10 protein-coding genes are annotated in these 12392 nt (G+C 54.3%); 3 read left to right on the forward strand and 7 right to left on the reverse strand.

The genetic code is table 11. From position 1 onward, the window contains the following. Window positions 1-3 precede the first annotated feature (3 nt). The gene (locus McpCs1_RS07290) at window positions 4-681 is read right to left on the reverse strand and encodes an EMC6-like membrane protein (protein ID WP_338096599.1); all 678 of its coding nucleotides are present in this window, start codon (window positions 679-681) and stop codon (window positions 4-6) included. A gap of 104 nt (window positions 682-785) precedes the next feature. Between McpCs1_RS07290 and rqcH the strand changes: the two genes are divergently transcribed. Both rqcH and McpCs1_RS07300 read left to right on the forward strand, forming a co-directional pair. Further along, window positions 786-2741, forward strand: coding sequence for a ribosome rescue protein RqcH (gene rqcH / locus McpCs1_RS07295; RefSeq protein ID WP_338096600.1), 1956 nt, complete (start codon window positions 786-788; stop codon window positions 2739-2741). After that, window positions 2738-3772, forward strand: a complete 1035-nt coding sequence (locus McpCs1_RS07300; RefSeq protein ID WP_338096601.1) for an mRNA surveillance protein pelota — start codon at window positions 2738-2740, stop codon at window positions 3770-3772. Before rqcH ends, McpCs1_RS07300 begins: the two co-directional genes overlap by 4 nt. A 245-nt stretch (window positions 3773-4017) precedes the next feature. Here McpCs1_RS07300 and hisH read toward each other — a convergent pair whose 3' ends face one another. From hisH to McpCs1_RS07330, 6 genes are all read right to left on the reverse strand, one after another. Beyond that, complete coding sequence (gene hisH / locus McpCs1_RS07305) at window positions 4018-4629, reverse strand: imidazole glycerol phosphate synthase subunit HisH (RefSeq protein WP_338096602.1); 612 nt, start codon at window positions 4627-4629, stop codon at window positions 4018-4020. After that, entirely contained in the window at window positions 4613-6031 is a 1419-nt protein-coding gene (locus McpCs1_RS07310; RefSeq protein ID WP_338096603.1) for a phosphoadenosine phosphosulfate reductase domain-containing protein, read from the reverse strand. The genes hisH and McpCs1_RS07310 overlap by 17 nt, the downstream gene beginning before the upstream one ends. A gap of 66 nt (window positions 6032-6097) precedes the next feature. Continuing rightward, entirely contained in the window at window positions 6098-6805 is a 708-nt protein-coding gene (locus McpCs1_RS07315) for a hypothetical protein (RefSeq protein ID WP_338096604.1), read from the reverse strand. A gap of 115 nt (window positions 6806-6920) precedes the next feature. Continuing rightward, the gene (locus tag McpCs1_RS07320; protein WP_338096605.1) at window positions 6921-9635 is read right to left on the reverse strand and encodes a DEAD/DEAH box helicase; all 2715 of its coding nucleotides are present in this window, start codon (window positions 9633-9635) and stop codon (window positions 6921-6923) included. Next, on the reverse strand, window positions 9632-10387 hold the full coding sequence (locus McpCs1_RS07325) for a metallophosphoesterase (protein WP_338096606.1): 756 nt from the start codon (window positions 10385-10387) through the stop codon (window positions 9632-9634). The genes McpCs1_RS07320 and McpCs1_RS07325 overlap by 4 nt, the downstream gene beginning before the upstream one ends. Window positions 10388-10390: 3 nt before the next feature. Then, on the reverse strand, window positions 10391-11113 hold the full coding sequence (locus McpCs1_RS07330; protein ID WP_338096607.1) for a hypothetical protein: 723 nt from the start codon (window positions 11111-11113) through the stop codon (window positions 10391-10393). A gap of 197 nt (window positions 11114-11310) precedes the next feature. On the opposite strand from McpCs1_RS07330, the gene McpCs1_RS07335 reads away from it, so the two are divergent. Beyond that, on the forward strand, window positions 11311-12279 hold the full coding sequence (locus tag McpCs1_RS07335; RefSeq protein WP_338096608.1) for a replication factor C small subunit: 969 nt from the start codon (window positions 11311-11313) through the stop codon (window positions 12277-12279). Window positions 12280-12392: the final 113 nt, after the last annotated feature.

A 12392-nucleotide genomic window follows, 5' to 3' on the forward strand; every position in this document is an offset into this window, starting at 1 on the left:
ATATTACTCGGATAAGAGCGATGTGCTCAGGATGATGGTCCAGGTGAGGTACCAGAGGGCAAACGTAATGAATGCCTGATAGAACCAGTCTTTCTTGCCAAGTTTTTTGGTGTCAATCTTGATTAAGAGGAAGATGGTTCTCTGAATGATGATGGCAATCAGAAGAATCAGAATACCAAGGACTGGTTCAGGCTGAATGCCGTTCTCCAGACTCGGAGTTCCTGCAAGGAAGTAGGAGGCAATACCAGCAGCCAGACCGAGCACACTTGCAATCAGTGTCCGAATCACGCGCTCGCTGTGCTCGTATTTTTTCCGGTCGATTTTCTCTTCCGGTGTTTCCTTCTTCTTTGGCGGGGCAGTCTGTTTGGCAGTTTCTGCTGCTGCGGCGGGAGCTGCCGCAACCGCGCCGTCCTCAGCCGCAGTCACAACAGCGTTGGTCTCTTCAACCGCGACCGCGGTCTCTTCTACCGGATCAGGGATAGTAATCATCTCGATTGCTTTTTCCGGACAGATGCGGACACATTTTGCACAGCCGTTACAGAGTTCCTCGTTCACGGTTGCTTTTTTGTTTCTCCCGATGTAGATCACCGGCTGGTCCTTGCGCGAAACAGGACAGAACCGAATACAACGGTTGCAGTCTGCTGTACTGCATTTTTCTTTTTTGACTCGTGCTACCTGCATATTTTGTATTCTCCGGAGCTGGAATTCTGCTGAGCGATTTTTCCGCGCAGCATGGATGCTTTAATTTTTTAGCTTTCAGGTCTTATCTATTCTTGGTATTATCAATGGCAACCACACCGGGAATGAGCGGGACTGATGTGACAGCAATGACCGCCGAGCTGTCATCTCTTCTGCCGCTCTGGATTGGGAAAATATATCAATACGATAACGCGACGTTCGGGATTCGCTTAAATGGGGAGGAGAAGGCGCGCCATCTCCTCTATATTGTGAAAGGGGTGCGTGCTCATCTGGTGAGTACACTTCCGGACGCGCCGAAAAATCCGTCAGGATTTTCGATGTACCTCCGCAAGTTCATTGAAGGAGGAAGGGTTCTCGGAATCGAGCAGAAAACCGTCGAGCGCGTGCTGATCCTGACGATTGGAAAAGGTCGTCCTGCACGGCAGGATGACAAAGCAGGCAGCGAAGCTGCATGCGATAGGCCGCAGGAGTTCAGGCTCATCATCGAGCTGTTCGATGAGGGAAATCTGATTCTCACTGACAGTAACTATGTGATTGTCAATGCACTCGCGCAAAAGCGGTTTCGCGACCGTGAGATTGTGGGCGGAGCCGTCTACTCGATGGAAGGACAGGATCCTGCGAACCTCTCCTACGAAGAGTTCGCGGCCCAGATTGCCGAGGACGAGGCTGATATCGTGCGTGCGCTTGCAACCCGCATGCAGCTTGGGGGGCCGACATCTGAAGAGGTCTGTGCAATTGCCGGCGTTTCAAAATCGATGCCTTCGAAATTTTCAACCGAGGCACAGCTCAGGCCAGTCTATGAGGCGATGATCGCGTACCTTGCGAGGCTGAAGACCTCTCTTGATCCGGTCATCGATGACAAAGGAGCGTTCCCGCTTCCTTCACTGATACGCGAGCCCAAAGCTCACTATCCGACATTTTCTGCGGCACTTGAGGCGTTCTATCCAAAACTTGTGGCCGAGGCAGTGGTTGAGGCGAAGGTAAAACTTTCGCGTGAGGAGCGAATCCGCAAACAGCAGGAGGAGGCTCTTGTTAAGTTTGAGAAAAAAATTATCGAGGCCACCGAGTGTTCCGAGATAATTTACTCGCATTATGGCGAGGTGCAGGAAACAATTGGTGTCCTTGCCGCGGCAAGCGCAAAAATGTCCTGGCAGGACATCGCCAAAGTTCTGAAGGGCGCGGACTCGCCATCCGCGAAACGAATTGTGTCGGTGAATCCTGCGGACGCGTCCGTTCTCTTGGATCTCGGTGAGAAACACAAGGTGACGGTTTTTGTGCACGAGAGCCTTGAGGCAAATGTCGGGCATTACTATGACACCGCGAAAAAGTTCCGCAATAAAAAAGAAGGAGCTCTTCGCGCAATGGAACGGGCGATTGTGCATCCTGAGAAGCGAAAGGCAGCTGGCCCCGGCAAGATGAAGCCGAAATGGTATCACCGGTTCAGATGGATGGAAACCTCGGACGGAGTTTTGGTTATCGGCGGACGAAACGCGGATCAGAACGAGGAGCTGGTGAAAAAATACATGGAGGGCGGGGATACGTTCCTGCATGCCGATGTGTTTGGTGCGTCTGTGGTGATTGTGAAAGGGAAGACGGAAAAAATGGACGAGGCTGTGCAGTTTGCGGCATCGTACTCGCGTATGTGGAGCTCAGGTTCTGCTGCGGGCGATGTGATTGCTGCTGCTCCGTCGCAGGTGAGTAAGACTGCTGAGTCCGGCGAGTTCGTGGCTCATGGTTCGTTTGTGATTCGCGGCGAGCGCACGTACTTCCGCAACGTTCCGATGGAGGTCGCGATCGGTATTCAGATGGAGCCTTCACTTGCGGTGCTCGGAGGAACGCCCGCAGCAGTTGAGCCGCGGTGTACAATCTCGGCCCGGCTGCACCCCGGGACTTTTGAGGGCAATGATGTTGCGAAGAAGGTTCTTCGGAAACTCAAAGAGGCGATCCCTGAGTCTGATCAGAAGATGCTGAAGGCTGTTCTGAACACCGAAGCGGTCGCAGCGTTCGTGCCCCCGGGCGGATCGGATCTGGTGGAGTCATGAAGGCTGCCGCTGCCGAGCCTTTGAGGCGCGACGGATTTGGCGAGTACAAGCTGATGCCTGAGAGTCTGGACGATCTCTGGCATCTTTCACACCTGATCTCTTACGGCAACACGGTGTTCGCAGTTACGATGCGAACGGTGGACGGCCCGAACGATAAGCTGCGTGCCGAAAAGCTGGAAAAACGGCCAGTCCGCATTGGCGTGAAGTGCGAGAAAGTTGAGTTCACGCCGACGGCGAATCGGCTGCGGGTGTTTGGCGTGATTGTGTTTGGACCCGACACCGGTCAGCACCATGCGCTGAATATTGAGCCGGGATATGAGATTTCGGTGGTGCGCGAGTGGCGAACAGTGGATCTTGAGCGGCTGGATCGCGCGGTTTCGTCGTCAGTACACGGTGTTGTGCATATTGTGGCGATCGAGGACGGCGAGGCCGAGCTCTACCGCATTCGCCAGTACGGTCCGGAACGCGTGACAACGCTGACGATCGGAAGCGGGAAGACTGCGGAGCTGGACTCGCGTCAGAGTCTGTTTGAGGAGCTGCTGAAGGCGCTTGACAAGGTGACGGGACCGATTGTTGTCGCCGGCCCCGGGTTTGTAAAAGAGGACTTCGTCAAGTTCGCGAAAACGAAGGCTTCGGATACTGCGGCCCGGATGCTTCTGGAGGATACGCGCCGCTCGGGATACGGTGCTGCGCAGGAGGCGATCGGAAACGGTGTTCTCTCAAGGGTTGCCGAGGATCTCCAGCTGGCAAAAGAGGTGCAGGTGATGGATGAGGTGTTTCTCCGCATCGGCCAGAACGGGGCTGTGGCTTACGGGGCTGCTGAGGTGCAGACTTCTATTGATTACGGCGCTGCAGAGACTATTGTGGTCGCTGATACCGAGATCCGGCAGAGCAGGACCTCACGCATGATTGAAGCAGCCGAACGGCTCGGTGCAGGCGTTGTGGTGCTGTCCACCGAGTTTGAACCCGGGAAAAGACTGATCGGCCTTGGCGGTGTTGCGGCGCTGCTGCGGTACAAGATCGCTGCGTGAAACGCGAATTGATTATTTTTTTTAAACGCGAATCGCATGCCTTCGACCTGCTCACCGCTTCGCGGAATAGCGCGAATAAAAAATCTCCAATGGCGATTTTTAAAAATTTAATAGCGTTGACTGATTATTGGACGACATCTTTCCACGAAACACAAACCATTTTTATTCTCTTTGAAAATCGCCATTGGCGATTTTTTATTCGCGCTATTCGTGCTATTTGCGTTTAAAATATTTTCACAAAATATTCACTCAGTCATCGCCACAAAATTCCTGAGAATTGCAAGACCCGCAGGCCCGCTCTTCTCAGGATGGAACTGCACCCCGATCGCATTTTTATTCGCGACCGCTGAGGCATACGAAACAATGTACTCGGTTGTCGCAATGGTAAACTCCGGTGTCGTATCCGCATAATAGGAGTGAACAAAATACACATACGTCTCCGCCGGAATGTCAGCAAACAGCGGATGTGTCGTCGGTGTAATCGTATTCCATCCCATCTGTGGGACCTTCATTCCTGCAATTTTTGCAAAACGCCGCACTGAGCCTGGCACAAACCCAAGTCCCTGATGCAGACCATGCTCCTCGCTCTCCTCAAGCAGCATCTGCATCCCAAGACAGATGCCAAGCAGCGGTTTTTCCTGGACCGCATCCTCCACAATTTTTCGGATCGGCGCAAGCTTCTCCATACCTTCTGCAAACGCCCCGACTCCGGGCAGCACAATTCCATCGGCTGACGCAATCAGCTCAGGCTCTGCCGTGATCACAGGCTGACATCCCGCAGCCTCAAGTCCCCGCACAACACTTCGCAGATTGCCAAGACCGTAGTCGACCACTGCAATCTTAGAAGTTGCTGTCATTATCCGTGTCTCCCTCCGCAGACTCGCGGACTCTCCACAGACCCTTCGCCGCCCACTCGGGCGTCTTACCGTTGCGGCTTCCCCATCCGGAAAGCTTCTCCTCCCACATCGCCCACAGCTCAGGATACATCGCCTCGATATCCTTCATACAGGCGATATCTGACGATGGACACATGAAACACCCGATGCGGTCGAGACCTAACTCATAGAGAGGATTGTACGGCGCCTGTTCGCGGAACAAATACAACCAGTCATGCATCGCCGTCCAGTGCTGAATCGGTGCTGCTGAGAGCTGGCACATCACATTTTTGTTCCGCCACACCCGCGGACTCATCATCCGTTTCGCAGACTCATACTTCCGCTGACCGATCAGCGACAGCGCCTCGCCCCAGGTTTCCTCGATAAGACGCTTCACAGGCTCCAGCTTGCATGCCTTGCAGCACCAGCGGAAGTCCACCGCAGGCGGGCCGTTTGCCTCAAACCCATCCCAGAATCCCTCCTTGCCGGACCGCTCGATCAGTTCAAGCCCGTATTTTTCCTGCACAATATGCACGTTCTCAATCGTCTCAGGAAACTCAAGGCCGGTATTTGCGAAGATGATCGGAAGCTTTCCAACCGCCTTCAGCGTTATTAAAAGCGTTACCAGACTGTCTTTTCCGCCTGAGTAGGAGACCGTCGGCTTCAGCCCGGGATTTTTGGAGATGACATCTCTGATGAACTCAATCGACTTTGACTCGTAGAGATCAAGCACCCCCTTGTTCGCAGCAATTGCGTCCTCCCAGGTTGACGGGGCAGGATCAATCACCGATTTCTGCGTTCTGCGGGTCCGCACCAGCTGACCGCGGGTTGCCCCTACTGTGTCTGCATACGACATCTTTGCCCTGCCGACCGCAACGCACTCACCGCTCTCTGACATCACAAACACACTGTCGCCGACCAAAATTTCCGGAGACACAAAGACGACGCCCGGCATCAGAACGCTGTTGCCGTCCTTGATGTAGGATGCGGCCTCTTCGGTCACGCGAATCACGCGTTTTGTCGGCTGAGTCAGCTTTGCCGCAGACTCGCGCGGCAGTACTTCCCAACGATTTTCTGACGGGATAAAACGGATTGCGCAGACTACTGCTCCGCCGAGGATAATCTCCTCCATCCGGTCTTCGTCCGGGACTTTGTTGAGGAGCGCGATGTGGTCGTCCGGAATTAAGGGGACGCCAAACTGTTCTTCGAAGAGGCGGTTGACGAGATTTCGGTCGCGGTCAAATGCAGGCCGGACGTCGCCGGGCGGAGTGACGGACACGGGCCTTGTTTTCCCGCCGCAGGCGCAGAGTTTACCCATAACCGGCACGTGGCAGTTGTCGCACCAGTAGAAGGGGACTGGTACAAGAAACGGGGAGGACTTCATTCTACATGTGTTTGGCGTGAAAAATAATGAACACAGCGGATAATTCCGCTGATGTTTTTTTGGTTTTCAGTAGTCCCGGACAACCTTGACTTCGCCGTTGTCAGGAGTGGACAAAACTCCGGCATTGTTTGAGGAGAGGGTCAGGGTGTAGTCGCCGGCTCCGACTACCGAGATGGTGTAGACGCTTTCGGACGTTTTTGTCCAAGTGCCGTAGTATGACATCTCCTTTTCGTACGAGAGAGGTGAACTGGTGTCAACGTCTATTTCGGCGCTTCCGGTTCGGTCGAGTGTGAGATCGTATTCGGTTCGCGTGTCTCCTTTGACTGCGGTTCCTTTCCAATCCCCGGAGACCGGATCGTACGCGGCAGAGTTGCCGTCGTCCGGCCGCATGGTAACGGTGATGCCGTCGGGTGTGGTCAGCTGGCCGGTTCCGTCGCTGTTGATTACAAACAGGTAGGTGTTCGCTCCAAAAGACAACGTGTAGGAGTCTTTGACATTCTCAATCCAGGTGCCGCGGTAGGTGTGATCGCTCCCTTTTGGTCCTGTGGTGTCGATCTCAAGCTTTGCCGAGCCGCCCTTTTCACAGTCGAGTTTGTACTCGGTTTGTGTTCCGTCAGCGTTTGCCAGCACTCCTTCCCATTCGCCTGCGGGTGTCGCTGAAGGTGTTGGTGTTGGAAGAGGATCCACTGCATTGGGCGATACACAGCCGGCTGCAACCGCACACAGCAGACAGAATATCGCTGCGGCTGCTATCAGGAGATGTCTTCGGTTCATATTTGGTAGTTTTGTAGTGACTTGCTTTATAGCTATAGGTGGTGACGGTTGTGCTCCGTGGTTATTCCAAGCGAGACCCAGGACAAATACTCCCATCTCCTTAGGCATTCGTCAATCAATCCGACCAGAACCGGTGCGTCTGAACAAACTTCCTCTCAGCCTTCAGAATCTCGCGGTAAAAATTATCCCCGGACGCAAACGTATTCAAAATCCGCGCCGCAGACTCAGGGCCCACCCCGCGTCCCGCAAGAGCAATAATCGCTTTCCTGCCGCTCGAAAGCACCATATTCGCATTGCGCATCATCCGCGCCTCAGCCTCCTTCTCCTCAGTCGTCTTATTTTTTTTCTTCATCGCCGCATACAGCTTCTCATCGTACGGCTTGAGAACCGCCACCAGCCGCGCTCCGCAGAGCGGACACTGGGGATTATCAGGCGCACGCCCAACCTTTGTTTTGCTTTTCCAGGACTTGCAGTGCATACAGGCGAGAATAATATCCTGCTCATCAATGCGGTGCTTCACACTCTCAATGATCGCCTGATCTTCCCCCGGCGGCACAATCACGTCGCGTCCCGTGAAAAGTCCCTCAGCCCCGATGATCGAAAGCCTGCTTGTCGCAGTTTCCATTCCATGGTCCTTGAGGCTTTGAACAACCTCCCTTGCATGCAAAACATCCATGTTCGAAAAGAACAGCTCGCGAAACGCCTCTTTTTCGATAACCGTGTTATCGAACAGCTCCATCAGCCGGTTGATACTGATCTTCTCATAATCAGCATCAGCATCAATCGCTCCGAACTTTTTCGCAATCTGCACCAGCTTCCACTTGTAAAGAGCCGTCTTTTTCAAAGCAAGCATCAGAATTGCCTCGACATGATCCGGCTCGAGCGAACAGAGCACCTCATCCACATCAGGCGCACGCAGAAACTTCGGCAGTCTCAGTAAAATTCGGTACGCATTCGTCTCAATCCCGACCGAAGTCCCGTAGCGGGCTGACAAGAGAATCGAAAGCACGCGACCAAGCGCCTCATTCACCTTGTGGCCGCCGCAGAGATTCACCACCACCCCGTCATCCGCATCCTCCAGCACAATCACCTTATCAGTCGCCGTGATCGAACGGTTTTTTTTCATCTCGGAAAGAATCTTTTCCGAGAATGCCACTGACCGCGTATCCGCATGATACTCACCAAAGTTTTGGAGACGGCGGAGTCGCCCTGCCTCCATCGCAACCGTGAACGGCACCGGAATCTGTTCACCCTCCCACGACGGCAGCTCGCCTTTTGCATTCTTCGCAGGCTCAACCATGATCCGATCCTCATCGATATCGAGCACACGCCACATTTTACCGCGAGCCACAAACACCGCTCCTGAAGAAATCCAGCTGATCACAAACGACTCGTCAAGGGTACCGACCGGTTTTCGCGACACCACATCAAACACGACGCTCTTCTTCTCATCAGCAATCATCGACAGATTCATCGAAAGGTACCGGCGTGCCCGGGTTTTTGTAATCAGCATATCGCCCTCGGTTCGAATCAGATAATGCTTCTCCATCTGAGCAATCACCTCGCGGATGAGAGGGCCGGCTTCTGCAAAACAGTAGCTGCGGGAGATTATCTCCTCAATTTTTTGGATCGATATCTCTCCGCGCTCAACCGCTATTGCCGCAACCTGATTTGCGATAACATCTGCTGCATTGATGTGCGGCCTCACATTCTCAGGCTCGTTCTGCATCGCTTTTCGAACAATAATCATCGACTCGATGCAGTCATCAAAACCGGTTGCAAGCACCGTTCCCTTCGAGGTCGCGTTCAGCTGGTGGCCGGCTCGTCCGGTTCTCTGGATAAGGCGGGCGACCTCGCGCGGCGAGTTGAACTGAACGACATGATCAATCTGACCGATGTCGATACCGAGCTCCATCGAGGAGGTACAGATCATACCTTTGGTTCCACCGGCGCGAAACCGGTCCTCGGCATCGATTCGCATCTCGCGGGAAAGCGAGCCGTGATGCACGTCGATGTCGCCGCGTTCGCGCAAAGCATGGCCGATGGCCTCTGCCACGCTTCGGGTGTTGGTGAAGACGAGCGTCGAGGTGTGGGAGTCGATGCACTGCTCGATCAGTTTTACCTGATCCGCAAATGCCTCGCCCGCGAACCGGACGGTGAGGTCAAGTGTTTTTGCGACCGGTACCTGCACAATGGTGTAGGGCCTCTTCCCGCAGAGGAACTGACCGATGATCTCAGGGTTTCCCACAGTCGCGGAAATTCCGATCCGCTGCACTTCGCCTGACATCTCTACCAGCCGTTCAAGGCCGATGGACAGCTGTGCTCCCCGTTTGCCGCTCGCGAGCTCATGGATTTCGTCGATGACCACATAGCGGGTGCCTTCGAGATTTTTGCGGAGGACTTTTCCCATCATCATCGCCTGCAAACTTTCGGGCGTGGTGATGAGGATGTCGGGCGGATGCGTCGCCTGTTTGCGGCGGTCGTTTGCGGTGGTGTCCCCGTGCCTGACCGAGATGCGAAGCCCGAGTTCGTGTCCCCACCACTCAAGCCGGTTCATCATGTCGCGGTTGAGGGAACGGAGCGGCGTGATGTAGAGGACGGTGAATCCTGGCGGGTGCGTTTCGGTGAGCATGCGGTGGAACAACGGCAGGAGTGCGCTTTCGGTTTTTCCGGTGCCGGTCGGTGCGATAAGGACGGCGTTTTCTCCTGTGATGAGTTTTGGCACCGCACGCATCTGAATCTCGGAGAACTCGTCAAATCCGCGTTTGTCAAGTGCGTCGCGGATTTTGGGATGCAGGTTCGCACGCAGTTCTTCAATGGCTGTGGTCATGACTCCTCCGGATTTGGTGCGAGATGTTCCCAGGTATCGACATAGGTGCCGTCTTTGAGGAATACTTCGGCGGTTTTTGTGATGATTGCTTTTGCGACCGGCGATATTTTGTTGCCGGGAATTAATCTGACGTCCATGCCACCGGCGAGTTCGTAGAATGCGGGGACGAGGAGTGCACGTGTCGGGGTGCCCGCAGCCGGCAGTCCGAGTGCTGAGTTTTCAAGCTCTGCTAAGAGATAGCCGGGCGTTCCGCGGAGTGAGCAGCCGACTTCGTCATAGATGTTGACGACTGGGTGGTGGTGGCCGCAAAGGATGAGTTTTCCGGCGAGGTCGGGGGATGGGATGGTGTGGCCGTGCATGTAGCCGACGCCGTCGATAACGGCGCCGGTCATTGGGAGGAGTTCGTCCTTTTCGAGATACTGTTCAAGGCCGGTGTCATGATTTCCGGGCGCGAGCCTGAACTCGGTCTGTTCCCGGATTTTTTCGAGGACTTTTGGGACTTCGTTTTTTTCCTGATAGGTGACGTAGGGGATCATGTGTTTGAGGTCGCCTAAGACGACGAGGTAGTCAGGCTCGCTTTTTTCGATGATTGCAAGCAGCCGCGTGAGCCGTGACTGGGTCGCGCTCTGGAAGTGGAGGCCGCGGCGGTGGAGGTCGGTTTCGACGCCGAAGTGTGGATCAGCGATGACGAGGGTGCGTGAGTTTCGTTCGATGAGGACGGCTGGCCCGTCTGCGTAGAATTCGGGGTTCATGAATCAGGCGACCTTGATGAGTTCGGTGGTCGGGGTGTAGCATTCTCCCTCTTCCATGAGCCGTGCGAGCGCTGCTTTGGTGTCTTTTTCTCCGAGTCCGAGTTTTGCCGCGCTGGTGATAACGTCTGCTATCGGTGCTCCTTTTTTGCCGGAGAGTTCAGTGATGAGTGCGAGAAGTTGTTCGTCAGTTACTGCCGCGGCAGCAGCAGGTGCTGCTGCTACGTGATCACCCCGGACATTGTCGAGGGCTTTTTGGAGAATTTTTGCAAACTCACTTTTGTCGGACGAGGGCGGCAGCTGTTCAAGCCGCGCTGCGGCTGCGGCGACAGCGCCGCAGAGCCATGTGTCGCGGGTTTTTCGGTCACAGGGGATGATTATGTCGGGGATGATTTCTGAGTAGGTTTTGTTTGCATAAGTGCGGAATTTTACGGTTCCGGTTACGAGGATGAACGCAGGCGACTCAAGCTGTTCGATTGTTTCAGCGAGTTTTGGTTCGGTGCGGGCTGTTGTTATGGTGAAGACGCCGGTTGGGTCGCTGACTCTGAGCGAGGATATTTTTTCATATTTCGATATTTTTTCGGTCAGCGTGCCGCAGAGAAATATGGTGTCGCTGAAAGTGCCGTACGGGGTTTTGAAGCCTCCGTCTGCTTTGGCTGAGGCTTTGGCAAACTCCCAGGCGAATAGGCATGCGGCGGCCTGAAGGCCGGAGGGCGGCAACGTATCCATTGTTGGTAGTTATATGGGTTTTTTGGGTATGGATAGTTTTTGGCGTGTGCGGGTTTTTGTTCCGTCCACGATTCGCATGCCTTTGGCCTGTGAATCGTGGGCGGAGCTACGAAGCGGTGAGTGGGCGGCTCATGAGTACAGACCCACCCCAAGAATACAAGAAATTATTCTCTTACAACTCCAACAAGTAGCCTACTATGGAGTCACCCGGCATCTGGATCGAAAAATACCGTCCGCGCAATCTGTCAGAAGTTGCAGGGCAGCGGGAGATTGTTGAGCGGCTGCAGTCGTACGTAAAAAGCAAAGCGCTCCCTCATCTGTTGTTCACCGGCTCAGCAGGCGTCGGAAAAACAACGTGCGCGATCGCGCTTGCCCGCGAGATGTTCGGCGACACCTGGAGCATGAACTTCCGCGAACTCAACGCATCCGACGAGCGCGGTATCGACGTGGTCCGCAATCAGATCAAACAGTTTGCCCGGACATCACCCCTTGGAGACGCGACGTTCAAAATTTTATTTCTGGACGAAGCTGACGCACTGACGCAGGATGCGCAGGCAGCTCTTCGCAGAACGATGGAGAATTACGCAGAAACCTGCCGCTTCATCCTCTCCTGCAATTACTCATCAAAAATCATCGATCCTATCCAGAGCCGGTGTGCCATTTACCGGTTCCGTCCGCTGGACGATGCCGCCATCCGTGACGAAATGAGTCGCATTGCTACAGTTGAAGGGCTGAAGATTCAGGAAAACGCCTATGATGCGATTGCCTACGTGTCGCAGGGCGACATGCGAAAAGCAATCAACGCACTCCAGGGTGCGGCCATCGTGTCGCCTACGGTGACCGCCGAGAACGTCTATGCCATCACCTCCAACGCAAAACCTGAAGAGATCGATGAGCTGGTTGAAGTCGCACTCTCCGGCGACTTTGAAACCGCGGAACGCATGCTCCGCACCCTCATGTATGACCGCGGCATCGCACCAAACGAGCTGCTGAACCAGATTTACCGGACGCTCTCGTCTTCCCAGAACATCGATCGGAAACTGAAGGTCCAGCTAATCGATCATCTTGGGGAGACCGACTTCCGCTTAAGCGAAGGAGCGGACGCAGACATTCAGATGGACGCACTCCTCGCACGGTTTGTAAAAACAGGACTGTCTTCTAAATAATCCAGCAGATGATCATAGATCACGAATCATGAATCATAGATCATGAATTGATCACCCAATAAAAAAAATCTGACTGGCAGCCCGCGTCTCCTCCTCGCCCGAGGAGTGACGAA

The organism is Methanorbis rubei, from assembly GCF_032714495.1.
GTDB lineage: Archaea > Halobacteriota > Methanomicrobia > Methanomicrobiales > Methanocorpusculaceae > Methanocorpusculum > Methanocorpusculum rubei.

Coding starts and splice junctions, on each gene's coding strand:
- McpCs1_RS07290 (WP_338096599.1), bottom strand. CDS start 681: ATGCAGGTAGCACGAGTCAAAAAAGAAAAATGCAGTACAGCAGACTGC.
- rqcH (WP_338096600.1), top strand. CDS start 786: ATGGCAACCACACCGGGAATGAGCGGGACTGATGTGACAGCAATGACC.
- McpCs1_RS07300 (WP_338096601.1), top strand. CDS start 2,738: ATGAAGGCTGCCGCTGCCGAGCCTTTGAGGCGCGACGGATTTGGCGAG.
- hisH (WP_338096602.1), bottom strand. CDS start 4,629: ATGACAGCAACTTCTAAGATTGCAGTGGTCGACTACGGTCTTGGCAAT.
- McpCs1_RS07310 (WP_338096603.1), bottom strand. CDS start 6,031: ATGAAGTCCTCCCCGTTTCTTGTACCAGTCCCCTTCTACTGGTGCGAC.
- McpCs1_RS07315 (WP_338096604.1), bottom strand. CDS start 6,805: ATGAACCGAAGACATCTCCTGATAGCAGCCGCAGCGATATTCTGTCTG.
- McpCs1_RS07320 (WP_338096605.1), bottom strand. CDS start 9,635: ATGACCACAGCCATTGAAGAACTGCGTGCGAACCTGCATCCCAAAATC.
- McpCs1_RS07325 (WP_338096606.1), bottom strand. CDS start 10,387: ATGAACCCCGAATTCTACGCAGACGGGCCAGCCGTCCTCATCGAACGA.
- McpCs1_RS07330 (WP_338096607.1), bottom strand. CDS start 11,113: ATGGATACGTTGCCGCCCTCCGGCCTTCAGGCCGCCGCATGCCTATTC.
- McpCs1_RS07335 (WP_338096608.1), top strand. CDS start 11,311: ATGGAGTCACCCGGCATCTGGATCGAAAAATACCGTCCGCGCAATCTG.